Annotated in this window: 24 protein-coding genes and 1 pseudogene; 12 read left to right on the forward strand and 13 right to left on the reverse strand. The window is 73.6% G+C overall.

Annotation, left to right across the window (positions count from 1 at the left end; genetic code table 11):
* Positions 1 to 19: 19 nt before the first annotated feature.
* A pseudogene (locus ACFYOV_RS23380) lies at positions 20 to 1,244 on the forward strand (4-hydroxybenzoate 3-monooxygenase).
* Positions 1,245 to 1,265: 21 nt separating this feature from the next.
* Here the strand turns inward: ACFYOV_RS23380 and ACFYOV_RS23385 are convergent.
* Entirely contained in the window at positions 1,266 to 1,625 is a 360-nt protein-coding gene (locus tag ACFYOV_RS23385; RefSeq protein ID WP_389090309.1) for an ArsR/SmtB family transcription factor, read from the reverse strand.
* Positions 1,626 to 1,686: 61 nt separating this feature from the next.
* Here ACFYOV_RS23385 and ACFYOV_RS23390 point away from each other — a divergent pair, with 61 nt between their 5' ends.
* Positions 1,687 to 2,994, forward strand: coding sequence for a cation diffusion facilitator family transporter (locus ACFYOV_RS23390; protein ID WP_389090311.1), 1,308 nt, complete (start codon positions 1,687 to 1,689; stop codon positions 2,992 to 2,994).
* A 56-nt stretch (positions 2,995 to 3,050) separates the two neighbouring features.
* Here the strand turns inward: ACFYOV_RS23390 and ACFYOV_RS23395 are convergent, their stop codons facing one another.
* Together ACFYOV_RS23395 and ACFYOV_RS23400 are read right to left on the reverse strand one after the other, a co-directional pair.
* Positions 3,051 to 3,611, reverse strand: coding sequence for a YbaK/EbsC family protein (locus ACFYOV_RS23395; RefSeq protein WP_389090312.1), 561 nt, complete (start codon positions 3,609 to 3,611; stop codon positions 3,051 to 3,053).
* A gap of 43 nt (positions 3,612 to 3,654) precedes the next feature.
* Entirely contained in the window at positions 3,655 to 4,227 is a 573-nt protein-coding gene (locus tag ACFYOV_RS23400) for a helix-turn-helix domain-containing protein (protein ID WP_389090313.1), read from the reverse strand.
* Positions 4,228 to 4,329: 102 nt separating this feature from the next.
* Here ACFYOV_RS23400 and ACFYOV_RS23405 point away from each other — a divergent pair, with 102 nt between their 5' ends.
* On the forward strand, positions 4,330 to 5,187 hold the full coding sequence (locus ACFYOV_RS23405; protein WP_389090315.1) for a DMT family transporter: 858 nt from the start codon (positions 4,330 to 4,332) through the stop codon (positions 5,185 to 5,187).
* 8 nt (positions 5,188 to 5,195) lie between these two features.
* Here the strand turns inward: ACFYOV_RS23405 and ACFYOV_RS23410 are convergent, their stop codons facing one another.
* Complete coding sequence (locus ACFYOV_RS23410) at positions 5,196 to 6,026, reverse strand: acyltransferase (protein WP_389090316.1); 831 nt, start codon at positions 6,024 to 6,026, stop codon at positions 5,196 to 5,198.
* A 107-nt stretch (positions 6,027 to 6,133) separates the two neighbouring features.
* On the opposite strand from ACFYOV_RS23410, the gene ACFYOV_RS23415 reads away from it, so the two are divergent.
* On the forward strand, positions 6,134 to 6,667 hold the full coding sequence (locus tag ACFYOV_RS23415; protein WP_389090317.1) for a gamma carbonic anhydrase family protein: 534 nt from the start codon (positions 6,134 to 6,136) through the stop codon (positions 6,665 to 6,667).
* A 100-nt stretch (positions 6,668 to 6,767) separates the two neighbouring features.
* Here ACFYOV_RS23415 and ACFYOV_RS23420 read toward each other — a convergent pair whose 3' ends face one another.
* From ACFYOV_RS23420 to ACFYOV_RS23430, 3 genes are all read right to left on the reverse strand, one after another.
* A complete protein-coding gene (locus ACFYOV_RS23420; RefSeq protein ID WP_389090319.1) occupies positions 6,768 to 7,418 on the reverse strand; it encodes a DedA family protein in 651 nt (216 codons plus the stop codon).
* A gap of 98 nt (positions 7,419 to 7,516) precedes the next feature.
* Positions 7,517 to 9,895, reverse strand: a complete 2,379-nt coding sequence (locus ACFYOV_RS23425; RefSeq protein ID WP_389090320.1) for a phosphoketolase — start codon at positions 9,893 to 9,895, stop codon at positions 7,517 to 7,519.
* 1,272 nt (positions 9,896 to 11,167) lie between these two features.
* Positions 11,168 to 12,073: a universal stress protein gene (locus ACFYOV_RS23430; protein ID WP_389090322.1), complete on the reverse strand. Its 906-nt coding sequence runs from the start codon at positions 12,071 to 12,073 to the stop codon at positions 11,168 to 11,170.
* A 267-nt stretch (positions 12,074 to 12,340) separates the two neighbouring features.
* Here ACFYOV_RS23430 and ACFYOV_RS23435 point away from each other — a divergent pair, with 267 nt between their 5' ends.
* Entirely contained in the window at positions 12,341 to 12,805 is a 465-nt protein-coding gene (locus ACFYOV_RS23435) for a cyclic nucleotide-binding domain-containing protein (protein WP_389090323.1), read from the forward strand.
* A 53-nt stretch (positions 12,806 to 12,858) separates the two neighbouring features.
* The gene (locus ACFYOV_RS23440; RefSeq protein ID WP_389090324.1) at positions 12,859 to 13,530 is read left to right on the forward strand and encodes a CBS domain-containing protein; all 672 of its coding nucleotides are present in this window, start codon (positions 12,859 to 12,861) and stop codon (positions 13,528 to 13,530) included.
* Between the two features lie 250 nt (positions 13,531 to 13,780).
* Here ACFYOV_RS23440 and ACFYOV_RS23445 read toward each other — a convergent pair whose 3' ends face one another.
* Positions 13,781 to 14,218: a DUF4442 domain-containing protein gene (locus ACFYOV_RS23445; RefSeq protein ID WP_389090406.1), complete on the reverse strand. Its 438-nt coding sequence runs from the start codon at positions 14,216 to 14,218 to the stop codon at positions 13,781 to 13,783.
* 144 nt (positions 14,219 to 14,362) lie between these two features.
* Between ACFYOV_RS23445 and ACFYOV_RS23450 the strand changes: the two genes are divergently transcribed.
* Positions 14,363 to 15,370, forward strand: coding sequence for a hypothetical protein (locus ACFYOV_RS23450; RefSeq protein WP_389090326.1), 1,008 nt, complete (start codon positions 14,363 to 14,365; stop codon positions 15,368 to 15,370).
* Positions 15,371 to 15,430: 60 nt separating this feature from the next.
* Complete coding sequence (locus ACFYOV_RS23455) at positions 15,431 to 16,729, forward strand: MFS transporter (RefSeq protein WP_389090327.1); 1,299 nt, start codon at positions 15,431 to 15,433, stop codon at positions 16,727 to 16,729.
* Here ACFYOV_RS23455 and ACFYOV_RS23460 read toward each other — a convergent pair.
* The 3 genes from ACFYOV_RS23460 to ACFYOV_RS23470 form a co-directional block, all read right to left on the reverse strand.
* A complete protein-coding gene (locus tag ACFYOV_RS23460) occupies positions 16,691 to 17,482 on the reverse strand; it encodes a spermidine synthase (RefSeq protein ID WP_389090407.1) in 792 nt (263 codons plus the stop codon). The genes ACFYOV_RS23455 and ACFYOV_RS23460 overlap by 39 nt on opposite strands.
* 680 nt (positions 17,483 to 18,162) lie before the next feature.
* Complete coding sequence (gene tuf / locus ACFYOV_RS23465; RefSeq protein WP_389090329.1) at positions 18,163 to 19,332, reverse strand: elongation factor Tu; 1,170 nt, start codon at positions 19,330 to 19,332, stop codon at positions 18,163 to 18,165.
* 508 nt (positions 19,333 to 19,840) lie between these two features.
* Positions 19,841 to 20,563, reverse strand: coding sequence for a DNA alkylation repair protein (locus tag ACFYOV_RS23470; protein ID WP_389090330.1), 723 nt, complete (start codon positions 20,561 to 20,563; stop codon positions 19,841 to 19,843).
* A gap of 49 nt (positions 20,564 to 20,612) precedes the next feature.
* Here ACFYOV_RS23470 and ACFYOV_RS23475 point away from each other — a divergent pair, with 49 nt between their 5' ends.
* Entirely contained in the window at positions 20,613 to 21,407 is a 795-nt protein-coding gene (locus ACFYOV_RS23475; protein WP_389090331.1) for a TVP38/TMEM64 family protein, read from the forward strand.
* Between the two features lie 50 nt (positions 21,408 to 21,457).
* Here ACFYOV_RS23475 and ACFYOV_RS23480 read toward each other — a convergent pair whose 3' ends face one another.
* A complete protein-coding gene (locus ACFYOV_RS23480; RefSeq protein ID WP_389090333.1) occupies positions 21,458 to 22,627 on the reverse strand; it encodes a thiolase family protein in 1,170 nt (389 codons plus the stop codon).
* Between the two features lie 117 nt (positions 22,628 to 22,744).
* On the opposite strand from ACFYOV_RS23480, the gene ACFYOV_RS23485 reads away from it, so the two are divergent.
* The 3 genes from ACFYOV_RS23485 to ACFYOV_RS23495 all read left to right on the forward strand — a co-directional run bounded on the left by ACFYOV_RS23485 (position 22,745) and on the right by ACFYOV_RS23495 (position 24,565).
* The gene (locus tag ACFYOV_RS23485) at positions 22,745 to 23,215 is read left to right on the forward strand and encodes a winged helix-turn-helix transcriptional regulator (RefSeq protein ID WP_389090334.1); all 471 of its coding nucleotides are present in this window, start codon (positions 22,745 to 22,747) and stop codon (positions 23,213 to 23,215) included.
* A 196-nt stretch (positions 23,216 to 23,411) separates the two neighbouring features.
* Positions 23,412 to 24,287 carry an undecaprenyl-diphosphate phosphatase gene (locus tag ACFYOV_RS23490; protein WP_389090335.1) on the forward strand — a complete coding sequence of 292 codons (876 nt, stop codon included), beginning with the start codon at positions 23,412 to 23,414 and terminating at the stop codon, positions 24,285 to 24,287.
* Positions 24,288 to 24,385: 98 nt separating this feature from the next.
* Complete coding sequence (locus ACFYOV_RS23495) at positions 24,386 to 24,565, forward strand: hypothetical protein (protein ID WP_389090336.1); 180 nt, start codon at positions 24,386 to 24,388, stop codon at positions 24,563 to 24,565.
* A 45-nt stretch (positions 24,566 to 24,610) separates the two neighbouring features.
* Here the strand turns inward: ACFYOV_RS23495 and ACFYOV_RS23500 are convergent, their stop codons facing one another.
* Entirely contained in the window at positions 24,611 to 25,351 is a 741-nt protein-coding gene (locus tag ACFYOV_RS23500; RefSeq protein ID WP_389090337.1) for an SDR family NAD(P)-dependent oxidoreductase, read from the reverse strand.
* Between the last annotated feature and the right edge of the window lie 28 nt (positions 25,352 to 25,379).

Consider the following 25,379-nt stretch of genomic DNA (forward strand, 5'->3'; position numbering starts at 1 on the left):
GGGCCGCCATAATGACCCGGTGACCGCGACGTCCGCACACGCCGACTCCGTTGTCCCGCAGTGCTTTCCGGTCGTCGTGGTGGGCGCCGGCCCCGCCGGGCTGACCGTCGGCAACATCCTTCGGGGCGGCCGGTGTGGAGTGCCTCGTCCTGGAGACCGAGACGCGGGAAGCCATCGAACGGCGCCCCCGGGCCGGTGTGATCGAGGAATGGGCGGTCCGCGGTCTGGAGGAGCGTGGCCTGGCGGACCACCTGCTGGAGCGGGCGGAGCGGCACACCGCGTGCGAGTTCCGCTTCGACGGGGAGCGGTACCGCTTCTCCTACCAGGAGCTGACGGGCCGCCACCACTGGGTGTATCCCCAGCCGTTGCTCGTGACGGACCTGGTGCGCACGTACGCGGACGTGCGGGGCGGAGCCGCACGATTCGGCGTGCGGGACGTGCGGCTGCACGGCCTGGACGGCGAGCGGCCGTCCGTGTCCTACGTCTGTCCGCAGACGGGGCGGCGGGAGGTCGTCGCGTGCGAGTTCGTCGCGGGTTGCGACGGGGCCCGCGGGGTGAGCAGGGCCTCGCTGCCGCCGGACCGGGCCCGCGTGGCGCGGCACGACTACGGCATCGGCTGGCTGGCCCTGCTCGCCGAGGCGCCGCCGTCCGCCGACTGCGTGCTGTTCGGCTGCCATCCGGACGGCTTCGCCGGTCAGATGCCGCGCAGCCCCGCGGTCACCCGCTACTACCTCCAGTGTCCGCCCGGCGACGACCCGGACGACTGGCCGCACGAGCGCGTGTGGGCGGAGCTGCGCCGGCGGCTCGGCGCGGCGGGCGCGGCCCCGTTGACCGAGGGCCGGCTGATCGAGAAGCGCGTGCTGGACATGCACGACTACGTGCTCGAGTCGATGGCGTCCGGGCGGCTGTTCCTGGCCGGGGACGCGGCCCATCTGGTCGCGCCGATCGCCGCCAAGGGCATGAACCTCGCCCTGCACGACGCCTTCCTGCTGGGCGACGCCCTGGCCGCACGGCTGGCGAAGGACGACGGCGGCGCACTGGCCGCGTACTCGCAGGCGTGTCTGCGGCGGGTGTGGGACTACCAGGAGTTCTCGCAGTGGTTGTCCGAGCTGTTCCACGGCACTGCGGCGGGCGACCCGTTCCGCGCCGGCACCACCCTCGCCCGCCTGCGCCGGCTGTTCAGCTCCCCCGTCGCCGCAGCCGCGTTCGCGGAGCAGTACCTGGGCACGGCCGAGCGGTACTGAGCGGCTCCGCGCCCGCCCGTGTCAGTCGTGCACGGGGCGGTCACCGAGGCGGTGGTCGGCCACCTTCAGTGCCTCGTCCACCAGGCGGCGCAGATGGCCGTCACGCAGGGAGTAGATCACCCTGCGGCCTTCCTTCCGCGTGTCCACCAGCCCTGCGAGACGCAGCCGCGCCAGGTGCTGGCTGACCGCCGGGCGGGCGGCACCGCACGCCTCCGTGAGGGTGCCGACATCGGCCTCTCCCCCGGTCAGGGCGTGCAGCAGGGTCAGCCGGGTGCGGTCGCCGAGCAGCGCGAGCAGTTCCGCCGCGAGGGCGAACTCTTCCTCGCCCGGGTTGCGCGGGTGCGCATCGTGCGCAGGTGATAGGTGCATGCGTGCGCTCATACGCACATAATGGCCCCGTGGACATCACCGCGTCCACCTCCCGCACCGGAAGGGGACCCACGTGAACGAACGGCAGGACCACGACGAGGAGCCCGGGCACGGGCACGCGTTGGGGCACGGGCACGGGCCGGGCCACGCGTTGGGGCACGGACACGGGCCGGATCACGGGCACGGGCAGGGCCCCGTCCCGCGTCACGGCGGCGCGGCTCCACAGGCCCATGACCACGTCCCCGACGCCACTCACGACCCCACCCACACCCACACCCACCAGCGCACCCCGGATCACACCGGCACTCACGACCACACCCACACCCGCGAGCACCACGCGCACAAGGGCGGACAGCCCCACGCGCACACGGGCGGGCACCGGCACGGCCGCGCGGGCGCCCTGCGCCATCGCCTCGCCCACCTCCTCACCCCGCACTCCCACGAGACCGCCGACAAGCTGGACTCGGCGCTGGAGTCCTCGTCCCGGGGCATGCGGGCCCTGTGGGTCTCACTGGCGGTGCTCGGCGCGACGGCGCTGGCCCAGGCGGTCGTGGTGGCCCTCTCGGGGTCGGTCGCCCTGCTCGGCGACACGGTGCACAACACGGCGGACGCGCTGACCGCCGTACCGCTGGGTATCGCCTTCGTGCTGGGGCGGCGGGCGGCCACCCGGCGCTTCACCTACGGCTACGGACGGGCGGAGGACCTGGCGGGGATCGCGATCGTGCTGACGATCGCCGCGTCGGCGGCATTCGCCGGCTGGACGGCGGTCGACCGGCTGCTCGACCCGCGCCCCGTGGAGCACGTCCCGGCGGTCGCCGTGGCCGCACTGGTCGGGTTCGCGGGCAACGAGTGGGTCGCCCGGTACCGCATCCGTGTGGGCCGGGCGATCGGCTCGGCGGCGCTGGTGGCCGACGGTCTCCACGCACGCACCGACGGCTTCACCTCGCTGGCCGTGCTGCTCGGGGCCGGTGGCGCGGCGCTGGGGTGGCAGCTCGCCGACCCGGTCGTCGGGCTCGCGATCACGGCGGCGATCGTGCTGGTGCTGCGGGACGCGGCCCGGGAGGTGTTCCGGCGGGTGATGGACGCGGTGGACCCGGCGCTGGTGGACCGGGCCGAGCGGGCACTGGCACGGGTGCCGGACGTGCGCGGGGTGGGTGAGCTGCGGCTGCGCTGGATCGGCCACCGGCTGCGCGCCGAGGTGGCGGTCGTCGTGGACGGCGGGGTGACGGTGCGCGAGGCCCACCGGATCGCGGTCGAGGCGGAGCACGCCCTGCTGCACGCCGTACCTCGCCTGACGGCGGCGCTGGTCCACGCCGACCCGGAGCCCGCCCCCGGCGAGGCGGACCCCCATCTGGCCCTCGCCCACCATGCGACGACCTGACGAGCGGCGCGGCGGGTCGGCGGGGCGTGCGGCGACCCGCCCACCACCCGTGGCGCTCAGCCGGCGACGCCCAGCCCCTCAAGGACGACCGCGCCCGGCAACTCCGCGAACGCCTTGCCCGGCACCAGCAGCTTGCCGCGCCGGCGGCCGCTGCCCACGAGCACGTACGGCAGGTCCACGACGGCGGCGTCCACCAGGACGGGCCAGTCGTCCGGCAGTCCGACCGGGGTGATGCCGCCGTACTCCATGCCGGTCAGCCCCGTAGCGGTGTCCGTCGGGGCGAAGGACGCCTTGCGGGCTCCGAGCCGGCGCCGCACCACGCCGTTGACGTCGACCCGGGTGGTGGAGAGGACCACGCACGCCGCGAGGGTGCTCCCGCCGCCCCGCCTGCCCGCGACCACGACACAGTTCGCGGACCGTTCCAGCAGGTCGCGACCGTAGTGCTCGACGAAGACGGCGGTGTCGGCCCAGCGCGGGTCGGTCTCGACGTAGAGGATCCGGTCGGCGGGGACGCTGCCGCCCCAGGAGCGGACGGCGGCGGCGACCGGGCCGGTGAGCTCGTCGAGGCACTCGGTGGCGGGCGTCGCGTGGTCGAAGTCTCCGATGGGTGCGCGCATGGCCGCACGGTAACAGCGGGCCGGCGGCCCTCGGAGAGGTGTCTCAGTGCACGGGCGGCACCGAGACGGTCATGACCATTTCCATCGGCACGTCGCCCTTGTTGCCGTAGGTGTGCGGGGTGTTGGCCTCGAAGGAGGCGCTCGCGCCCGCCGGGACGCGGTACTCCTCTCCGTCTACCGTGAGCGTCAGCTCCCCGGTGGTGACGTGGACGAGTTCGACCGTGCCCGTGGGGTGCGGATCGGAGTCACTGCTGTCGCCCGGCATCAGCCGCCAGTCCCACATCTCCAGGGGACCGGGGGCCTCGGTCCCGGCGAGCAGGCGGTTCCAGCTGCCGGCCTCGGTGTGCCAGAGCCGCACGGCCTGCTCGGCGGGGACGACGCGGACCTTCGGGCCCCGCTCGTAGTCGAGCAGGGTGGTGATGCTGACGCCGAGCGCGTCGCCGATCTTGACGACCGTGCCGATGCTCGGGTTGGTGCGGGCCTGCTCGATCTGGATGAGCATGCCGCGACTCACCCCGGCGCGTGCGGCGAGCGCGTCCAGGGTGAAGCCGCGCTCGGTTCGCCAGCGCTTGACGTTGCGCGCCAGGGACTGGGTCAGCAGGTCGAGGTCCGACACGTCCGGTCCGCTCCGTCCAATATTTTGGATGACACAGTTCAGTTGATTCGACTACGGTGGGGTGCACCCCATCGTGCACCGAACTGTACTGCGAGGCTCCCCGTGACAGCACTCTTCGCCCTGGCCACCAGTCTGCTGTGGGGTCTGGCCGACTTCGGCGGAGGGCTGCTGACCCGGCGCACGCCCGCGCTCACGGTGGTCGTCGTCTCCCAGGGCATCGCCGTCGCGGTCCTGGGCGTGATCGTGGTCGCCGGCGGCGCCTGGAGCGCGGCGGACGGCCGGCTGTGGTTCGCGGTGGCCGCCGGGCTGGTGGGGCCGGTGGCGATGCTGGCCTTCTACCGGGCCCTGGCCCTGGGACCGATGGGGGTGGTCTCGCCGCTCGGCTCGCTGGGCGTGGCGGTGCCGGTGGCCGTGGGCCTCGTGCTCGGCGAGCGTCCCGGTGTGCTCCAGTTCACCGGCATCCTGGTGGCCGTCGCCGGGGTCGCCCTGGCCGGTGGCCCGCGGTTCGGGGGCGCGCCGGTGCAGCGGCAGTCGATCCTGCTCACGCTGCTCGCGGCCCTCGGGTTCGGCGCGGTGATGGCGCTCATCGCCGAGGCGTCGACGACGCTCACGGGTCTCTTCCTCGCCCTGTTCGTCCAGCGGGTGACCAATGTTGCCGCGGGCGGTCTCGCGCTGTACGTGTCGGTGCGGCGCGGCAACCCGGCCCTGCCCCCCGGCGGCTTCCCGTGGCGCTCGCTGCCGGCGCTCGCCTTCGTGGGGCTCGCCGACGTCGCGGCGAACGGCACGTACTCCGTCGCCGCGCAGACCGGCCCGCTCACGGTGGCTGCGGTGCTCGCCTCGCTCTACCCGGTGGTGACCGCGGCGGCGGCCCGCGGCTTCCTCAGGGAGCGGCTGCGCGCGATCCAGGCCGCGGGCGCGGGGCTCGCGCTCGTCGGGACGGTGCTGCTGGCGACCGGGTGAGCGGTGGGTCAGCCGCCGGGTTCCAGCTCGGCGAGCCTGGCCCTGCCGCCGCCGTCCGGCTCCGGCGGCGCGGAGGCGTCCGCCCCGTCCAGCCGCGTCAGTCTCGCGATGCTCTCGTCGTCCAGCTCGGACAGGGCCCGCAGCTCCTCGGGGGTGACGCCCTCCGGGATGGGTACCGGCGCCGGGGTGCGCAGGGGCGGCTGCCAGCCGTCCGCGGGCGTCCAGCGGCGTACGACGCGGGCCGGGGCGCCCGCGACCACGGCGTGATCGGGCACCGTGCCGCGCACCACCGCGCCCGCGGCCACGACCACGTTCCGCCCGATCCGCGCGCCGGGCAGGATCACCGCACCGGTGCCGATCCAGCATCCCGGGCCGATCTCCACCGGCTCCATGCGCGGCCACTGCTTGCCGATGGGTTCGTGGGGGTCGTCGTAGGAGTGGTTGGTGGAGGTGACGTAGACGTACGGCCCGAAATAGCAGTCGCTGCCGATGGTGACGGTGGTGTCGGCGATGACGTGGCTGCCGCGGCCCAGGACGACGCCGTCGCCGATGCGCAGGATGGGGTCGGGGCCGAGGTCGAGGTCGGGCATGAGGCCGGCGGTCAGGGTGACCTGTTCGCCGACGATGCAGTGGGCGCCCAGGTGGATCCACGGTTCGCCGAAGACCGTGCCGAGCGGGAAGGCGAGCCTGGTACCTGTTCCCATCGCGCCGAAGCGGAAGCGGCCGGGCTGCTCGGCGGTCACCGAGCCCGTGCGCTGCGCCCAGGCCCAGCCCGCGTGGACCGCTCGCTGCGCGAGGCGGCGCGGCCAGGACGAGAACGTGTTCCTGCTCTTCGGCACCCGCTCACCGTAGTCGCCGGGCGTCCCGCGGATGCCCCGGGAGCCCTGTGATCTTCACCCCACCGGGTGGCGTACGGTGCCTTCCATCATCCGACGAGGAGGCGACGATGACGCACAGGGCGCTGATCACCGGCATCGGCGGCAAGGAACCCGTGGTGGACCCGGAGGCGTTCGTCGCGCCCATGGCCACGGTGATCGGGGACGTGACGCTGCACGCCGGCACGAGCGTCTGGTACGGGGCGGTGGTGCGCGGGGACGTGGAGCGGATCTCCGTCGGCGCGCGCAGCAACGTCCAGGACAACTGCACGCTGCACGCCGACCCGGGTTTCCCCGTCAGCGTGGGCGAACGGGTCTCCATCGGGCACAACGCCGTGGTGCACGGGGCGACCGTCGGGGACGACTGCCTGATCGGGATGGGGGCGACCGTGCTCAACGGCGCGGTGATCGGCGCGGGTTCGCTGGTCGCGGCGCAGGCACTGGTGCCGCAGGGCATGGAGGTGCCCCCGGGCTCGCTCGTCGCCGGCGTGCCGGCGAAGGTCCGGCGGCAGCTGACGGAAGAGGAACGCGAGGGCCTGACCCTCAACGGAACGATGTACGCGGAACTGGCCAAGGCGCACCGGGACGTCCACGGGAGGCCGTAGCCGCGGCGAGTACGAAGCCCGACCTCCATGGGAGGCCTTGGCCGCGGCGAGCACGGCGCCGGGCGGCGGCACTCCGTGGGGCGCGGGCGCCGGGAAGAAGTCAGTCCGTGGCCGGGACCGGTTCCCGCTCGGTCGTCTCCCGCTGGGCCGTAGCCGTCCTCGCCTTGCGCTTCAGCACCAGCATCGACGTCACCCCGATCAGCACCGCGGCAACCAGGCCCAGCCAGGAGAACCGCTTCAGCCACGCCTCGGCGACGATGCCCACGTAGTAGATGACGGCGGTGGTGCCGCCCGCCCAGAGGATGCCGCCGAGCACGTTGGCGGTCAGGAACTTCCAGTACGGCATCCGCAGCACGCCCGCGAGCGGCCCCGCGAAGATGCGCAGCAGGGCGACGAAGCGGCCGAAGAAGACCGCCCACATGCCCCACTTCTGGAAGGACCGCTCGGCGGTGGCGATGTGCCCCTCGCTGAAGTGGCGGGGGAACTTCGCGCCCAGCCAGGCCAGCAGCGGGCGTCCGCCCCGGCGGCCGATCGCGTAACCGATGGAGTCGCCGATGATCGCGCCGGCGGTGGCGCAGGCACCGAGGATCACCGGGTCGATGTCGCCGTGCTGGGAGGCGAGCAGCGCGGAGGAGACGAGGATGATCTCGCCCGGCAGCGGGATGCCCAGGCTCTCCAGTCCGATGACCACTCCCACCAGCGCGTAGACGGCGACCGCGGGTACGGTCTCGAGCCATTCCTGGACGTGCAACGCCGTTTCCTTCCGATCCCCGATGCGTAGTGCGGTCCGTGCGCCCGACGCGGCGCACGGACCGGAAGCCTACCGGCTCGGAGGACGGCGCCCGGTGCTCACGCGTTCCAGCTCCACTGGGCGACCTCGGGCAGATCCGTGCCGTGCTCGCGGATCCACGCGTGGTGCCGGGTGCGCGCGTCGGCCATCCGCTGGCGCACGGCGGCGGCGCGCACGGCGAGGCCGGGGACACGGTCGACGACGTCCATGACGAGCCGGTAGCGGTCGAGGTCGTTGCGGACGACCATGTCGAACGGCGTAGTGGTGGTGCCGGACTCCTTGTAGCCGCGGACGTGCAGGTTCCGGTGCCCGGTGCGGCGGTAGGCGAGGCGGTGGATGAGCCAGGGATAGCCGTGGTAGGCGAAGATCACCGGCTTGTCGGCGGTGAACAGGCCGTCGAACTCGAAGTCGGTCATGCCGTGCGGGTGCTCCTCGCGTGGCAGCAGCCGCGCCAGATCGACCACGTTCACGACGCGGACGGCCTGCTCGGGCAGATGGCGGCGCAGCAGCTGGACGGCGGCCAGCACCTCCTGGGTGGGCACGTCCCCCGCGCAGGCCAGCACCACGTCCGGCTCCCCGCCGTTCTCGGTGCCGGCCCACTCCCAGATCCCGGCACCACGTGCGCAGTGGACTCGTGCCTCGTCCATCGACAGCCAGTCGAAGCAGGGCTGTTTGCCGGCCACGACGACGTTGACGTAGTCGCGGCTGCGCAGGGCGTGGTCCGCGACCGAGAGCAGGGTGTTGGCGTCCGGCGGGAGGTAGACGCGTACGACCTCGGGGCTCTTGTTGAGCACGTGGTCCACGAAGCCGGGGTCCTGGTGGGAGAAGCCGTTGTGGTCCTGGCGCCAGACGTGCGAGGTCAGCAGGTAGTTGAGGGAGGGGATGGGGGCGCGCCAGGACAGCTGGCGCGAGGTCCTCAGCCATTTGATGTGCTGGTTGACCATGGAGTCGACGATGTGCACGAACGCCTCGTAGCAGGAGAACAGTCCATGCCGGCCGGTCAGCAGATAACCCTCGAGCCAACCCTGGCACAGGTGCTCGGAGAGGATCTCCAGCACGCGGCCGTGCCGGTCGAGGTGCTCGTCGACGCCGAGGGTCCCGGCCTGCCAGGCCTTGCCGCTGGCCTCGAAGACGGCCTGGAGCCGGTTGGAGGCGGTCTCGTCGGGGCCGACGAGCCGGAAGTCGCGCCGCTCGGCGGTGTCCCGCATCACCCGTTCGAGGAAGCCGCCGAGGACCCTGGTGGGCTCGTGCAGCGTGGTGCCGGGCTTGTCGACGGGCACGGCGAAGTCGTCCAGCGCGGGCAGCGGCAGGTCGCGCACGAGCAGCCCGCCGTTGGCGTACGGGGTGGAGCCGAGGCGCCGGGAGCCCTCGGGCAGGCAGGCGAGGACGTCCGCGACGGGGCGGCCCTCGGCGTCGAACAGCTCCTCGGGCCGGTACGACGTGAGCCAGGTCTCCAGCTGCCGCAGGTGCTCGGGGTTCTCGCGGACGCCGGACAGCGGGACCTGGTGGGAGCGCCAGGTGTTCTCCACGGGTTCGCCGTCCACCTCGGCGGGGCCGGTCCAGCCCTTGGGGGTGCGCAGCACGATCACCGGCCAGTGCACGCGCTCGGCGGAGCCTTCCTCGCGGGCCGCGCGCTGCGCCTCGGCGATGCGGTCGAGCGCGGTGTCCATGGCCCGCGCCATGGCGCGGTGGACGGTCTCCGGGTCGTCGCCGCTCACGTGCAGCGGCTCGTGGCCGTAGCCGCGCAGAAGCTCGTCGAGTTCGGGTTCGGGGAGGCGGGCCAGGACGGTCGGATTGGCGATCTTGTACCCGTTCAGGTGCAGGATCGGCAGGACGGCGCCGTCGTGCGCGGGGTCGAGGAACTTGTTGGAGTGCCAGGAGGCGGCCAGCGGCCCGGTCTCCGCCTCGCCATCCCCGATGACGCAGGCGACCACCAGGCCCGGGTGGTCGAACGCGGCACCGTAGGCGTGCGCGAGGGAGTAGCCGAGCTCGCCGCCCTCGTGGATGGAGCCGGGGACCTCGGGGGCGACGTGGCTGGGCACGCCGCCGGGGAAGGAGAACTGGCGGAACAGCCGTTCCATGCCCGCCGCGTCCCGGGCGACGTCCGGGTAGGTCTCGCTGTAGCTGCCCTCGAGCCAGGAGTTGGCCAGCACCGAGGGACCGCCGTGCCCTGGCCCCCAGATGCACAGTGCGTCCACCCCGCGCGCCCGGATCACCCGGTTCAGGTGCGTGTACACCAGGTTCAGCCCGGGCGAGGTGCCCCAGTGGCCGAGCAGCCGCGGCTTGATGTGCTCGGGCTTCAGCGGCTCGGTGAGCAGCGGGTTGGCCATCAGGTAGATCTGGCCCGCGGCCAGGTAGTTGGCGGCCCGCCAGTGGGCGTCCAGGGCGCGCAGCTCGTCGTCGGTGAGTACGGTCCGGCTGTCCTGCTCCTCGGGCATCGTGGCTCCGTGAGGTGGTCGACGTCGGTGGTCGGGCGGTGGCGGCACCCTCCGAGGGCGGTCCGCTCTCCGCGTCGGGCTTCAGGCAGGGGTACCAGTCTCCCGCGCGACGATGCCCGACGCTGCGCTTCCGTGCCGTGCGGCGCAGCCGGGACGCCGCCGAAGTGGCAGGCGCCTCGGGGGCTCCGGCCAGGGAGGAGCGAGCCTGGGGACTCCGGCCGGGGGGACACCGGAGCGGGCGCCGTCCCGCCGGCCGGGTGGGACGGCAGACCGGTGGTCGTGCGAAGACCGTTGGCCCGGGCTCCGGCGGGCACCGCACGGGGGCGCTCCGTGTGCGCCGGGGAGCCGGCGGTCGGGCCGGGGCGGGACGGGTCGGGGTTGCTGCGGCCGGCCCAGGGCGACCGGGCCGAGCGCGGCCTGCGGCAGGGGCGGGTACGGCGCCGCCCAGGCCGTCGCCGCCCCGGCCCGGCGAGGGTGGGGACGGGATCGGGGGCAGCAGCGGGCTCATGACGGAGAGCCGTGGCCGAGTCCATGCCTCCGGGCCGGAGGCCCGGAGCGCCAGCCCGGAGCGCAGGGGACGGCCCCGGGCGAAGGACAGGGCTCGACTCGGCGCCGACCCCGGATCGGGACCGACACAGGTGACCGGAATACACGACGACCACAACCGGAGGCGAGGCCCCCCATCGCAGCGGAGCCCTGACCGAAGGCCGGGCTCGAAACAGGACCACAGGCGGAAGGCCGACCGGGCCGGGCCCCGGCCGGAAGGCGAGCCCCAGCCGATCACCGGACTCAGCCCTGACGCCCGGGACCGAAACCCGGTCGGAGCCAGGACCCGGATCGGAGGCAGGCACCCGAACCGGGGCAACGACCCGGAGCAGGGGTAGGAACCCGGATCCCGCTTCCGGCCGGAGGCCGGGGTGGCGGTCCGGGGGCGCGGACCGCCAGACACGGATCGGGAGCACCGGCCGGCACCACCGACCCACACTGCCGACCCGGCACCACGGACCAGGACCACGGACCGGGACCGCCAACCCCACCACGGACCGGCACCACAAACCGGGACCGCGGACCGGCGCCGCCGACCCGGCACCACGAACCGGGACCGCGAACCGGCGCCGCCGACCCGGCACCACGAACCGGCGCCGCCGACCCGGGCACCACGGACCCGGGACCGCCGACCCGCACCACGGACCGGCGCCGCCGACCCGGCACCGCCGACCGGGACCGGGCCCGGACGGCGATGGAGGGGATCAGCGGCCCCGCGTCACCGGGTCAGCCGTGGGCGACGACCGCCACCGGAGCCGCCGCGTGGTGGAGCACCGCGTGGGTGATGGGGCCGATGTGGGCGCCGAGCGGGTTGCGGCGGATGCGGCGGCCGACGACCACGAGCGAGGCCTCGCGGGAGGCTTCGATCAGGCGGATGGACGGGCTGCCGCCGAAGGACTCCTCCTGCACCTCGACGTCCGGGTACCGCTCCCGCCAGGGGGCGATCGCCTTGGCCAGGACCGCGGCCTGCCGGCCGGCGACCTCCTCGTACAGCTCAGGATCGGCCGGCAGGCCGTAGGCGTAGTACGGCGGCAGGTTCCACCCGTGCACCACACGCAGCCCCGTGCCGCGCAGTGCCGCCTCGGCGAAGCCGAACTCGATCACCGCGTCGTCGGGCTTGTCGGCGTCCAGGCCGAGCAGCACCGGCCGGTAGCGGGTGGCCGCGGACGGGATGCCCGCGGGGTCCGGCTCGTGCTCGTCGGCCGCCTGCTCGCCGGCGCGGACCAGGACCACGGGCCGTTCGAGGTGGGCGATCACCGCGAGGCCCACGGACCCGACCAGGAATCCGCCGAACCCGCTCATCCCCCGCGACCCGAGAACGAGCAGCTCGCTCTCCTCCGCGGCCTTGACCAGCACTTCGGCGGCCCGGCCCGGCCGCTGGTCCTTGATGACATCGACGCCGGGGTGCCGCAGGCGCAGACCCTCGGCCGCCTCTCGTGGCACCCGCTCGCTCCAGTGCTGCTGCGTCTCGGCCCCGAGCAGCGGCGCCTCGGCCATGGGCTCCGGCACCGGCTCCCACACATGCAGCAGCCGCAGCGGTACACCGCGCAGCTTGGCCTCGCGGGCAGCCCACTCCGCTGCGGCGCGGCTCTCGGCCGAGCCGTCGAGGCCGATGGTGATGGTGCGGGACATGTGCGCCTCCTGCTGTCTGGGGGATCACCTTCAGTGTCCTGCAGCGGACGATCTTCCGACAGGGCCGCACGGTCCGGCGACAGGGACCGCATGGTCCGGGCACCTGACCGATCGGCCCTCGTCGCCACCGGCCGGCCAACGGCCCCTGCCCGCCGGCGAAGTGGACCGAACGCCCCCGCGCCAGGGCCGTACGGCCCATGGTCGGGGACGGACGGCCGCCGGACGCTGAAAGCCCAACGGCAGTTCGTCCATCCCGGGAGGTCCGCCATGATCGCTCCGCCCTCCGCCAGCATGTCGCGCGCACTGCCCGCCGAGCACCGGGCCCGGATCGTGCAGACCGCCCACGAGGTGTCGTTCCCGCCGGGCACGCGGCTGTTCGAGGAGGGCGGCCGCGCGGACCGGTTCTGGGTCGTGCGCACCGGCACCGTCGAACTCGACATGCACGTCCCCGGGCGCCGGGCCGCCGTGATCGAGCGCCTGGGACACAACGAACTCGTGGGCTGGTCCTGGCTGTACCCGCCGCACGTGTGGCACCTGGGCGCCGAGGCCGCGACCCCGGTCCGCGCCCTCGAGTTCGACGCTGCCACCGTTCTCGCGCTGTGCCAGGACGACCCCGTCCTCGGCCGGGACATCGCCAACTGGGTGGGGACCGTGGTCACCCACCGGCTGCGCGCCGCCCGGATCCGGCTGCTGGACCTGTACGCCCCGTACGGCGCCGGCAGCGCCCTCTGAAGCCCCCGAGCCCGCCGAACCCGCGGCCCGGCCACCGCAGCGAAGGAGTCGAGATGCACGGCAAGCCGCACATCGTCAGCGACGTCATGACGCGGGCGGTGGCCGCCGTCGGACGGGGGGCCTGCTTCAAGGAGATCGTCCGGTTGCTGCAGGACCGGAAGGTCAGTGCCCTGCCCGTGGTGACGGACGCGGGCCGGGTGATCGGCGTGGTCTCCGAAGCCGACCTGCTGCCCAAGGAGGAGTTCCGCGACAGCGATCCCGACCGGTACACCCAGTTGCGCCGCCTGTCCGACCTGGCCAAGGCCGGCGGGCTGACCGCGGAGGAGCTGATGACCTCCCCGGCCGTGACGGTCCGCGCCGACGTCACGCTCGCGGAGGCCGCGCGCCTGATGTCACGCTCCCGGGTCAAGCGGCTTCCCGTGGTGGACGAGGACGGCATCCTCGAGGGCATCGTCAGCCGCGCCGATCTGCTGCGGGTCTTCCTGCGCGACGACGAGGAAATCGCCGAGGAGGTCCGCCGCGAGGTCGTGGCGCACCTGTTCCCCGCCCCGGGGTCGGCGGTGCGGGTCGAGGTGGACGAGGGCGTGGTCCGGCTGGTCGGGCAGGTCCGCGACACCTCTCTGATTCCCGCGGCCGCCCGTCTGATCCGGGCCGTCGAGGGCGTCGTGGACGTGGAGTTCGCGCCGGCGGACGAGGCACCGGCCACCGGTGCGTCCCGCCCGTGACGGGTCGAATCTCGAACGGCCCCCGAAACGGCCTGGAACACGTTCCGAAGACAGAACTCGCAAGGGCCGAGGGCACCACCGCGGGGGTGCAGGGGGTACGTGGCCGCCCTGCGCCCCGCCGGACGTGACCGTCCGACCCGGCGCCGGCGCCCGACCCGTCGGCGCCCTTTCCGCCGCCACGCCGCGACCGGCGGGCCCAGGTCGGCGGGAAGCCGACAGCCGGCCGTAGTCCCGCGCGGGAGAGCGGCGGTCAGCCGTTCGGCCGCAGGGTCCAGACCACGGTCATCTCGCCGGTGACCGCCCCGTCCTCGCGCCGGATGGCGATCGACACCGGGAACTCCGGGCGCCTGCCCTCGTCGAGCTCGGCCACGACCTCCGCGGCCGGGCGGCCGAGCGTCGCCGTCGCGGTGACCGGGCCCATCGCCAGCTTCTTGTACGAGATCTCCGCCCGGACCGCGAGCGGCACGGCACGCGAGAGCTGGTCCCCGAACGCGGCCAGCACGATCGCACCGCTCGCGGACTCACCGAGCGTGAACATCGCCCCGGCGTGCGGCCCGCCCACGTGGTTGTGGTACGCGTCCTGGTCCGGCAGGGCCACCACCGCCCGGTCCGCGGTGGTCTCCAGGAACTGGAGGTTCAGGGTCCGGGCCATGGGCACGGTGGCGGCGAGCATGTCGCCGATGGACATCTGGTCTGCGCTCATGAGCGCAGGTTACCCGCGAGTAGCATCGTTGGCCAGCTCCGCGGGAGGCCCCTGCGCGGCCCGGTTGCTACGTCCCCGTCAAAGGGCGGTGACCGAATCGTGTCCGGGGCGCCGCTAGGGTTGCTGCCCATGTGGCCAGGACAGCAGCCGCCCGGGGGCGAGCAGAACCCGCAGTCGAACAACCCGTACCAGCAGCCGGGGTACCAACAGCCGAATCCCTATCAGCAGCCCGGCTACCAGCAGCCGAACCCCTACCCGCAACAGCCGCAGTGGGGGACGCCGGCCCCGGCGGGAGAGCCGGGACCGCCGCAGGGCGGGGGCGGCGGCAGCCGGACGAAGCTGGTGGCGATCGTGGCGGCTACGGCGGTCGTCCTGACCGCCGGTGTCACCGGTTTCCTGGTGCTGGGCGGCGACAAGGAGGACACGGCCGGCAAGAAGGACGGGAAGCCGTCGGCGACCACCTCCAAGGACACCTCCGCCGAGCCCAGCACGTCCGCCTCCGGCGACAACCCGCGGGGCGGTGACGAGGAGAAGGCGACCGTTCCGGGCTGGAAGGTCGTCGTCAACACGCGTTTCGGCACCAAGTTCGACGTCCCCGCCGACTGGGAGATCGAGTCCCCCGGTACCAGCGTGGGCTTCGAATGGGAGGACAAGGACGGTGAGATGGACCGCACCACCGTCACCGCCCCGGCCTATCTGAAGTCCAAGTGGTGCACCAGCGACGACGACAAGGACGGCCGCGAGGAGGACACCGCCCTCGCCACCGCCGGCACCCGTGGTGAGAACGGCGCCAAGGACACCGACATGGCGGCCGAGACCCGCGTCCCGTGGTGGATCTTCGGCGGGTACACCCAGCCCGACAAGAAGAGCGTGAAGTTCGCCAAACCCAAGCCGTACACCACCAAGTCGGGCCTCAAGGGCAGCGTCGCGACCGCGCACTCGGAGAACACCCCCCAGAACGGCAAGTGCGACTCCGAGGGCAAGGCCATCACCTTCGCGTTCAAGAACGGCGCGGGCGACTTCGTCACCTGGAACCTGTACGGCGCCAAGGGCGTCGAGGACGAGATCCCGGAGGCGACCGTGCAGAAGATCCTCGGCACGGTGCGGCTCACCGAGGAACCGCCCGAGGAGTCCTAGCCGCCCGGTCGGGGCCGGGCTCATTTGGCAACCCGGCCCCGTCTTGGCGATAGTCACGAGGTGCCGAACCCCGTCTCCCGTCGCCGCCCCGCCTGGGCGGGCCGCAACTACACCCTGCTGACGGCCTCGGCCGTGGTGACCAACCTGGGCAGCGGCGGCGCGCTGATCGCCGCCGCCTTCGCCGTCCTCGGCGCGGGCGGAGACGGCGGCGACGTGGGCCTGGTGGCCGCCGCCCGCACCCTGCCGCTGGTGCTGTTCCTGCTGATCGGCGGCGCCGTCGCGGACCGGCTTCCGCGGCATCGCGTGATGGTCGCGGCCAACACGCTGAACTGTCTGTCGCAGGCCGCGTTCGCCGTCCTCGTCCTGGCGGGCGAACCACGGCTGTGGCAGATGATGCTGCTGAGCGCCCTCGGCGGCACCGGCCTGGCGTTCTTCAGCCCGGCCGCCGAGGGCATGCTGCTGTCCTCGGTCGAGGGCGACCAGGCGGGCCGGGCCTTCGCGGTGTTCCGGATGGCGATGCAGGGCGCGGGGCTCGGCGGCGCGGCGCTGGGCGGCGCGATGGTCGCCGCGATGGGACCGGGCTGGGTGCTCGCGGCGGACGCGGCGGCCTTCGCCCTCGCCGCGGCCCTGCGGGCCTTCCTGGACGTGCGGCACATCCCGCCGCGCGTCCGCGGCGGGGGCCTGCTCTCCGATCTCCGGGAGGGCTGGCGGGAGTTCGCCGGCCGACCCTGGCTGTGGGGCGTCGTCGTCCAGTTCTCCGTCGCCAACGCGGTGGTCGGTGCCGCCGACGCGGTCTACGGCCCGCTGGTCGCCCGGGACCATTTGGGCGGTGCCGGTCCGTGGGGCCTGGCGCTGGCCTTCTTCGGGGCGGGCACGGTCGCCGGCGCGCTGCTGATGACCCGCTGGAAGCCGCACCGGCTGCTGTTCGTCGGCACCCTGTGCGTGTTCCCGCTGGCGCTGCCCTCCGCCGCCCTGGCCGTGCCGGTGCCGGCCGGTGTGCTGTGCGCGGTGATGTTCCTGACCGGCGTCACCCTCGAGGTGTTCGGCGTCTCCTGGATGACCGCGCTGCACCAGGAGATCCCGGAGGACAAGCTCTCCCGGGTGTCGGCGTACGACTGGTTCGGCTCGGTCGCGCTGGTGCCCCTGGCCACGGCGCTCGCGGGTCCCGCGGAGACGGCGTTCGGGCGGACCGAGGCACTGTGGGGCTGCGCGACCCTGGTCGTCGTGGTCACGGCCGCGGTGCTGTGCGTGCCGGACGTGCGCGGGCTGCGCCGCCGCACCCGGCACGTCACCGGTGCGGCGACGGGCACGGACAGCGGGTCAGCCGATGCCGAACGCGCCGTCGGGGGGCTCGGGTGACGGCACGGCGTCCTCGTCCCGCACGGGCCGCGCACCGCCGGTGAACTCCCGCAGCGCCTCACCGTGTTCGACACGGGCGGGGAAGGGATCGGCGGCGGTGAGCCTGGTGAGGGCCGCGGTGTCGAGGGGGCGGTGGGCCGCCGCGAGCACCGCGTTGCCGAACCGCCGTCCGCGCAGTACGCCCGGTTCGGCGATCAGCAACAACTCCTGGAACCGCGCACCGAGCGTGGCGAGTTGGGAGCGCAGAAAGGTGAACGGCGCCGCGTCCGGGAGGTTGGCGAGATACACCCCGTCGTCGCGCAGGACGCGCGCCGCCTCGCGGACGTAGGCGAGGGAGGTGAGGTGCGCCGGGACGCGTGAGCCGCCGAAGACGTCGGCGACCAGGACGTCCGCCGAGTCGGCGGGCGCGCCCTCGAGCCAGGCGCGGGCGTCCGCCGCGTGCAGCGCAATGCCGGAGCCCTGCGGCAACGGCAGGTGCTCGGCGACGAGTTCCAGCAGTCCGCGGTCGGCCTCGACGACGTCCTGACGGGAGCCGGGCCGGGTCGCGGCCACGTAGCGGGGCAGGGTGAGCGCGCCGCCGCCGAGGTGCAGCACGTCCAGCGCACGACGCGGCTCGGCGAGGGTGTCCAGGACGTGCCCGAGCCGGCGGGCGTACTCGAACTCCAGGTGGGTCGGCTCGTCGAGGTCCACGTAGGACTGCGGGGCCCCGTCGACCGTCACCAGCCAGGCCCGCTTCCGGTCGATGTCGGGCATCAGCCTGGCGGTGCCGTGGTCGACGGCGCGGGTCACGGGGACGGGTTCGGGCTCGTGCACCGCCCCATTGTGCCGGGGCGCGCGCCGGACGGTTCACGCCCGGGCGCGGGCGGTGCGCGGACCGGCGGCGTGGCGCCAGGAGTGCGTGGAGGCCGGAGACGGCGGCCGTCCCGACCGGCGGTACGGTCCACCCGGACGAGGGCCCCGGCAACGGGCCGGGGTACGCAGGGCTTGACGCGCAGGACCGGGGCGTCGGCACCGCCCCGAGCGCACCCGCACCGACGGGAACGAAGGCGGCCGTGTACCGGGAACGGATCCGGAGGCTCCCGTCCGTCGGGAGCGCGCCGTCGTGGCGGTCGCGGCGCGAACGCGCCGACGAACCGGCGAGGGCCCGCCTCCCGCCAGGAGACGGGCCCTTCCCTGCCGTGTCACCCGGGCAGCGGGGACGAGGGCACAGGAATCGGGTCGGGCCCGGTCCGGACGCGCACCCGCCCCCGTGCGCACGCGCCCGGGCCCCCCACACCGCACGCCTCGAGCCGGGTCCCGGCCCGGGCGGGTTCAGCCCGGGTGGCCCCGGCCCCACGGCGCACGCCCGGGTGGCCGGGGCCGCGGCCCCACGGCGCACGCGCGGACGCGAGCCGTGTCGGCCGTGTCCGGCGAGAGCCCCGCCGCGGGGGCGTTCACAACACCGTCGTCACCGTGCCCGCGCCGACCGTGCGGCCGCCCTCACGGACGGCGAAGCCGAGGCCGGGTTCGAGCGGTACCTCGCGGCCCAGTTCCACGGTCATCGTGACCGTGTCGCCGGGACGCGCCACCGCCGCGCCGCCGAGGTCGACGTCACCGACGACGTCCGCGGTGCGGATGTAGAACTGCGGCCGGTATCCGGTCGACACCGGAGTCACCCGGCCGCCCTCGCGGGCCGACAGCACGTACACCTGCGCGGTGAAGCGCCGGCTGGGCACCACACTGCCGGGTGCGGCGACCACGTGCCCGCGGCGCACCGCGTCGCGCGGCACACCGCGCAGCAGCACCGCCACGTTGTCCCCGGCCCGGGCCTCGGTCATGGGCTTGCCGAAGGTCTCCAGACCGGTCACCACGGTCTCCACCTCGGCGCCGAGCACCTCGACCCGGTCGCCGACGCGGACGGTGCCGCGCTCCACGGCCCCGGTCACCACGGTGCCCCGGCCGGTGATGGTGAGCACGTTCTCCACCGGCAGCAGGAACGGCGCGTCCACGTACCGCTCGGGCAGGGGCACGTAGGTGTCCACCGCGTCGAGCAGCGCGTCGACGGACGCCGTCCAGCGCGGGTCGCCCTGCAGGGCCCTCAGTCCGGAGACCCGGACGACGGGCGCGGAGTCGCCCCCGTAGCCGTGGGCCGAGAGCAGGTCCCGGACCTCCAGCTCGACCAGGTCGGTCAGCTCCTCGTCACCGGCGTCGGCCTTGTTGAGCGCGACCACGATGTGGTCCACCCCCACCTGCCGGGCGAGCAGCACGTGTTCGGCGGTCTGCGGCATGATTCCGTCGAGCGCGGAGACGACGAGGATCGCCCCGTCGAGCTGCGCGGCCCCGGTGACCATGTTCTTGACGTAGTCGGCGTGGCCGGGCATGTCGACGTGCGCGTAGTGCCGGGTGTCGGTCTCGTACTCGACGTGCGCGAGGTTGATGGTGATGCCGCGCGCGGCCTCCTCCGGCGCCCGGTCGATGCGGTCGAACGGCACGAAGCGGCCGGTGCCGCGCTCGGCGAGGACCTTGGTGATGGCGGCGGTCAGGGTGGTCTTGCCGTGGTCGACATGGCCCATCGTGCCGATGTTCAGATGCGGTTTGGTGCGGACGTACGCCGTCTTGGACATGGCGGTACCTGGAAGCCTCTCGGTGATCACGCCTGAGCGGTCCCGGGCACGGCGGAACGCGGCCGCGCGGCCGGAACGGGGACCCCGGGGAACCTGCCGACCCTCCCCCTGCGGGGTCCGCCGGACGATCCGGGGAGGGTCAGCTTCGGGCGCCGTCGACGGCGGCGGGGAAGACGGGAAGGGCAGCCTTCGGGGCATCCGCGGCTGCGGATGCGGTGAGGGGGAAGGCGTACCGGGACATGCCGCTGATCCTCGCGGACGCGACCCCCCGGCGTCGAACGGTTTTCTGCGGCGCGGCGCCGGTGCGGCCCCGGGGTCGCCCCCAGGGCCCGTCGTTCGGATCACGCCGCAGACACGGGGTCCGGTACGCGATTCTGCGGCGTTGCCGTCGGTTGCCGACGCTCCGCGTCGACGCCCTCCTCCGCCGTGCAGCTGCACACACCGGACCCCGCTCACCTGGGCTGCAAGACGCCGCCGTTTTCCTGCGACCTGATCCGAACGAGCGGCCCTAGGCGCCGATGTGCTTCAGCGCCTCCCGTACGGACAGCGGCGCGAAGCGGCCCCCCTCGCGTGCCATGAAGGTTCGTACGGCGTCCTGGTCGGTCCTGGCGTACTCGCGCAGGCACCAGCCGATGGCCTTACGGACGAAGAAGTCCGGGTGTCCGGACCGGCGCAGGCAGTAGCCGAAGAGGCGCTCGGTGTCGGTGCGCTCCCCGAAGCGGAGTTGGTGGAGCAGCGCGGCGCGCACGAGCCAGAGGTCGTCGTCGTCGATCCAGTCGTCCAGGTCCGCCGCGAGCCGGTGATCGGCCGCGACCAGCGCTCCGACGACGTGCGCGGCGAGAGGGTCGACGGTGTCCCACCACGGGACGGTGATGACCAGGTGCCGGGCCACGGTCAGGAACCCGGAGGCGCAGTGCCGCACGTGGCGGCGCAGGTAGTCCACCGCGAAGTACTGGTACTCCCGCTCCGGCAGTGCCCAGCAGCGCAGGGCGATCGCGGTGCAGTCGGTCTCGGCGGGGCGGGGCAGTCCCTCCAGGACGGTGCGGGACAGGGCACGGCGAGCCGGTGTGGTCAGGCCCAGGAAGGGTGCCACGTCCTTCATGTAGGCCCGCATGGCCACGGCCCGTTCGGGATCGGCGGCTGCCCCGTAGACGGCGGTCAGCCGCTCCAGCACGGTGTCCGCGAGCGGGCTGCCCGGCACGCGCGGTGCGACCGCCTCTGTGACGCTCATGAGACGCACACTACGGCGATCACACGCAGGTGTCGGTTAGTGTCACCGGATGCTCGATGCCACCACCCGCTCTGGGGGCACCGCCACGGCCTCTCCCCGGGCCACCGCCACGGATCTCGCCGCCGCCGTCCCCGCGGCCGCCTCCTCCCTCGGGCCCGTCACGGCGACCGGCCCGGCCGCCCGCTGTGCCAGAGTCCTGTTGTCGCCCTGGTCACGGCTGTCCCTGCTCGTGGTTCTGCTCGCGGCGGCGGCCACCGCCATGCTGCTGCTCGAGCCGCAGAGGCTGCTGACGGACGGCTGGCCGTCCCAGCTCGGCGGGGCGGCGGCGGTCGTGGCCTACGCGGTGGCGTACGGGGTGTGCACGGTGGCGTTCGTGCCACGTCCGCTGCTGAACCTCGCCGCGGGCGCGCTGTTCGGCTCGCAGCTGGGCCTGGGCGCGGCGCTGGCCGGTACGGTGCTCGGCGCCGGTCTCTCCTTCTGTCTCGGGCGGGCGCTCGGGCAGGACGCCCTGCGCCCGCTGCTGCGCGGTCGTCTGCTGCAGGCGGCGGACCACCAGCTCAGCCGGCACGGCTTCCGGTCCATGCTGGCAACCCGGCTCTTCCCCGGCGTGCCGTTCGCCGCGGCGAACTACTGTGCCGCCGTCTCCCGCATGGGCCTGCTGCCGTTCCTGCTGGCGACGGCGCTCGGCTCGATCCCGAACACCGCCGCCTACACCGTCGCCGGCGCCCGTGCCTCGACGCCGACGTCGCCGGCCTTCCTCATCGCGCTCGCCTGCATCGCCGTACCGGGCCTCGCGGGTGCGGCGGTGGCCTGGCGCAAGCGGCACCGGCTCCGCGGACGCTGACGGATCCGGGCTCCGGAGGCAGCCGGGGCGTCAAGGCCCCCACGGGCCGTTCAGAGGCGTTCCAGCACCATCGCGTTGGCGAGCCCGCCCGCCTCGCACATGGTCTGCAGACCGTAGCGGGCACCGCGTGCGCGCATCGCGTGGACCAGCGTCGTCGTCAGCCGGGTGCCGCTCGCGCCCAGCGGGTGACCGAGCGCGACGGCGCCACCGTGCACATTGACCTTGGCGGGATCGGCTCCGGTCTCCTGCTGCCAGGCCAGCACCACGCTGGCGAACGCCTCGTTCACCTCGAACACGTCGATGTCGTCGAGGGTGAGGGAGGCCCTGCGCAGCACCTTCTCGGTGGCCGGGACGACGCCCGTGAGCATCAGCAGCGGGTCGGAGCCGGTGACCGCGAAGCTGTGCAGCCGGGCGAGCGGGCGCAGGCCGAGCCGGGCAGCGGTCTCGCCGGAGGTGATGAGGACGGCGGATGCTCCGTCGTTGACCGGGCTGGCGTTGCCGGCGGTGACGTTCCACTCGATCTGCGGGAAGCGCTCGGCGTGGTCGGGGTCGTAGTAGGCCGGCTTGAGGCCGGCCAGGATCTCCGGGGTGCTGTCCGGGCGGACGCACTCGTCCCGCGAGACGCCGTCCAGCGGCGCCACCTCGGCGTCGAACAGCCCCGCCTGCCAGGCTGCGGCGGCCTTGCGGTGCGAGGCGACCGCGAAGGCGTCCATCCGCTCGCGGGTGAGCGACCACTTCGCGGCGATGAGTTCTGCGCTGATGCCCTGCGGGACCAGTCCCTCCGGGTAGCGCTCGGCGATCCCGGGACCGAAGGGGTCCTTGCCCTCGGGCACGTTCGACCACATCGGCACCCGGCTCATCGACTCGACGCCGCAGGCGACGACGAGGTCGTACGCGCCCGCCATGACGCCCTGCGCCGCGAAGTGCACGGCCTGTTGGGAAGAGCCGCACTGGCGGTCCACGGTGGTCGCGGGGACGGATTCCGGGAAGCCCGCGGACAGGGCGGCGTAACGGGTGGTGTTCATGGCCTGTTCGCCGACCTGGTCGACGGTGCCGCCGATGACGTCGTCGATCAGCACCGGGTCGACGCCGGAGCGTTCGACGAGGGTGCGCAGGGTGTGGGCGAGGAGCTCGACGGGGTGGACGTGGGCGAGGGCACCTGAGGGCCTGCCCTTCCCGATGGGAGTGCGAACGGCTTCGACGACGACTGCGTCACGCATGGCGCGGGCCTCCTTGACCGCCCGGGCGGTGACCGGGCCACTACTGGTGAGTAGGAAATCCGAACTCACCATAGCCGCATGAGTTGGAAAAGCAAACCCTCCTCTAGACTTGGCGGTATGGCCGCCTCAAAAGACCCGCGCCCCTGCTCCATCGCCGACGCCCTCGCGCTCGTCGGCGAGAAGTACTCGCTGCTCGTACTGCGCGAGGTGTGCCTGGGCAACGGCCGGTTCGACCAACTGGTGCGCAACATCGGCGCCCCCCGCGACATCCTCGCCACGCGGCTGAAGCGACTCGTCGAGGCCGGCATCCTGACCAAGCGCCCCTACAGCGAGCGCCCGCAGCGCTTCGAGTACCGGCCCACCCGCGCGGGGCTGGAACTGGAGCCCGTCCTGCTGACCCTCAAGGAGTGGGGCGACCGCCACCTCCGCCAGGACGACGACCGCCCGATGGTGCTGGAGCATGCCTGCGGCAACGAACTGATTCCGGTCGTCACCTGCCGGGCCTGCGGAGATCCGGTGCGGCACGAGGACCTGACCCCGCATCCGCAGGCCGCGGGATGGACGGTGAGCGGCCCGGCGGCGGCCTGAGCCGCACCGGCCCGGACCGCGACGGCGGCGTGCCGAGCCCCTTGCGCGGCGGCCGTGAAGCCCCTGTGTCCGAGCCGTCACCCGGGGGCGATACGCTTCCCCCTCGGCACACCTGATCATTGATCACCGCGCGCTCCGCGGTCCGGTGTGCCCGTCGTCGCCCGTTCCACGATCGGCACTTGGACTCCGTTACCTCATGTCTTGGTTTGAATCCCTCATCCTCGGACTCGTCCAGGGGCTGACCGAGTTCCTCCCCGTCTCCTCCAGCGCGCACCTGCGGCTGACCGCGGCCTTCTCGGGATGGGAGGACCCAGGCGCGGCCTTCACCGCGATCACCCAGATCGGCACGGAGACCGCGGTGCTGATCTACTTCCGCAAGGACATCGGGCGGATCCTGTCCGCGTGGACCCGCTCGCTGACCGACAAGGAGATGCGCCGGGACCACGACGCGCGGATGGGCTGGCTGGTCATCGTCGGCTCGATCCCGATCGGCGTGCTCGGTGTAACGCTCAAGGACCAGATCGAGGGGCCGTTCCGCGATCTGCGGATCACCGCGACGATGCTGATCGGCATGGGCATCGTCCTCGGCGTCGCCGACCGGCTGGCGGCGCGGGACGAGGACGGCGGGCGGCACCGCGCGCCCAAGCAGCGCAAGGGACTCGAGGACCTCGGAGTCAAGGACGGCCTGATATTCGGCGTCTGCCAGGCGATGGCGCTCATCCCGGGCGTCTCCCGGTCCGGCGCCACTATCAGCGGTGGTCTGTTCATGGGGTACCGGCGCGAGGCCGCGGCACGGTACTCCTTCCTGCTCGCCATTCCCGCGGTGCTGGCCTCCGGGCTGTTCGAGCTCAAGGACGCCACGGAGGGCGGCCACGTCTCGTGGGGGCCGACGATCTTCGCGACGATCATCGCGTTCGGCACCGGCTATGCCGTGATCGCGTGGTTCATGAAGTTCATCTCGACCAAGAGCTTCATGCCGTTCGTCTGGTACCGCATCGCGCTCGGCGTCGTCATCATCGTCCTGGTCGCCACAGGTGCCCTCAGCCCGCACGCGGCGGAGTCGGCGGGCTGACCGCGCCTGTCGCCGCGGTGCGGGGAGTGACCGAACCCATACGGTGCGCGTAGTCGTCCGGTAGCGCAGTGTCAGCGCCTGGCCCTAGGCTTGCCCGCATGTCCCCCGAATTCGTGACCCCTGGTTCCGTGCGGCCCGCCGCCGAGGTCAACGAGCAGATCCGCGCCCTGTGGCTCCGCGCGGGCGGATCCCTGTCGGCCGAGGAGCGCGCCGAGTACGAGCTGCTGGTGGTCGAGTGGGCGGCGGCGATCAGAGACGGCGTCGTGGAGGCGGCGTGAGCGTACCCGCGACGCACTGACCGCCGGCCACGCTTAGGGGCGGGTTCAGCGGCCGCCCGCCACCCGTAGCACCGCGCCCGTCGTGTACGAGGCCTCCGGCGACATCAGCCAGGCGACGGCCGCGGCGATCTCCTCGGCCCGGCCCGCGCGGCGCAGCGGCACCGAGCCGGCGATCTGCCGGGCACGGTCCGGGGCGCCCATGGCGGCGTGCATCTCCGTGTCGATCACGCCCGGCGCGACCGCGTTGACCCGGACGCCGTCCGGACCGAGCTCCTTGGCCAGGCCCAGGGTGAGCGTGTCCACGGCGGCCTTGGTCGCCGCGTAGTGCACGTACTCGCCGGGGCTGCCGAGCGTGGCCGCCCCGGAGGAGATGTTCACGATCGCCCCCTCACCGCGCGGCACCATCAGCCGCGCGGCCCGCCGCGAACACAGCAGCGTGCCCATGAGGTTGACGTCGACGACCCGGCGCACGGTCGCGATGTCGACGTCCGTGAACCGCCCCAGCGGGCCGGTCACCGCCGCGTTGTTCACCAGCCCCGTCACAGGCCCCAGGTCCCGCTCGGCCACGTCGAAGAGCCGCTCCACGTCCGCCTCGACGGACGTGTCGCCGCGCACGGTGACGGCACGGGCCCCGGCCCCGCGCACCCCGTCCGCCACCGCCTCGGCGGCAGCGGCGTCCCGGGCGAAGTTCACGACCACGTCGTGCCCGTCGGCCGCGAGGCGCAGACAGGTCGCGGCCCCGATACCCCGGCTGCCACCCGTGACCACGGTGACCGGACGTTTCATGCATACCTCCAGGTGAACAGTCCCAGCC

It is taken from the genome of Streptomyces sp. NPDC005931, from assembly GCF_042871235.1.
Lineage (GTDB): Bacteria > Actinomycetota > Actinomycetes > Streptomycetales > Streptomycetaceae > Streptomyces.

Bases quoted from the DNA above. Each gene is read 5' to 3' on its own strand.
- ACFYOV_RS23470 (WP_389090330.1), bottom strand. From the start codon at position 20,563: ATGAGCGTCACAGAGGCGGTCGCACCGCGCGTGCCGGGCAGCCCGCTC.
- ACFYOV_RS23490 (WP_389090335.1), top strand. From the start codon at position 23,412: ATGTCTTGGTTTGAATCCCTCATCCTCGGACTCGTCCAGGGGCTGACC.
- ACFYOV_RS23495 (WP_389090336.1), top strand. From the start codon at position 24,386: ATGTCCCCCGAATTCGTGACCCCTGGTTCCGTGCGGCCCGCCGCCGAG.
- ACFYOV_RS23450 (WP_389090326.1), top strand. From the start codon at position 14,363: ATGTGGCCAGGACAGCAGCCGCCCGGGGGCGAGCAGAACCCGCAGTCG.
- ACFYOV_RS23445 (WP_389090406.1), bottom strand. From the start codon at position 14,218: ATGTCCATCGGCGACATGCTCGCCGCCACCGTGCCCATGGCCCGGACC.
- ACFYOV_RS23500 (WP_389090337.1), bottom strand. From the start codon at position 25,351: ATGAAACGTCCGGTCACCGTGGTCACGGGTGGCAGCCGGGGTATCGGG.
- ACFYOV_RS23435 (WP_389090323.1), top strand. From the start codon at position 12,341: ATGATCGCTCCGCCCTCCGCCAGCATGTCGCGCGCACTGCCCGCCGAG.
- tuf (WP_389090329.1), bottom strand. From the start codon at position 19,332: ATGTCCAAGACGGCGTACGTCCGCACCAAACCGCATCTGAACATCGGC.
- ACFYOV_RS23425 (WP_389090320.1), bottom strand. From the start codon at position 9,895: ATGCCCGAGGAGCAGGACAGCCGGACCGTACTCACCGACGACGAGCTG.
- ACFYOV_RS23475 (WP_389090331.1), top strand. From the start codon at position 20,613: ATGCTCGATGCCACCACCCGCTCTGGGGGCACCGCCACGGCCTCTCCC.
- ACFYOV_RS23440 (WP_389090324.1), top strand. From the start codon at position 12,859: ATGCACGGCAAGCCGCACATCGTCAGCGACGTCATGACGCGGGCGGTG.
- ACFYOV_RS23430 (WP_389090322.1), bottom strand. From the start codon at position 12,073: ATGTCCCGCACCATCACCATCGGCCTCGACGGCTCGGCCGAGAGCCGC.
- ACFYOV_RS23485 (WP_389090334.1), top strand. From the start codon at position 22,745: ATGGCCGCCTCAAAAGACCCGCGCCCCTGCTCCATCGCCGACGCCCTC.
- ACFYOV_RS23395 (WP_389090312.1), bottom strand. From the start codon at position 3,611: ATGCGCGCACCCATCGGAGACTTCGACCACGCGACGCCCGCCACCGAG.
- ACFYOV_RS23415 (WP_389090317.1), top strand. From the start codon at position 6,134: ATGACGCACAGGGCGCTGATCACCGGCATCGGCGGCAAGGAACCCGTG.
- ACFYOV_RS23460 (WP_389090407.1), bottom strand. From the start codon at position 17,482: ATGCCCGACATCGACCGGAAGCGGGCCTGGCTGGTGACGGTCGACGGG.
- ACFYOV_RS23480 (WP_389090333.1), bottom strand. From the start codon at position 22,627: ATGCGTGACGCAGTCGTCGTCGAAGCCGTTCGCACTCCCATCGGGAAG.
- ACFYOV_RS23385 (WP_389090309.1), bottom strand. From the start codon at position 1,625: ATGAGCGCACGCATGCACCTATCACCTGCGCACGATGCGCACCCGCGC.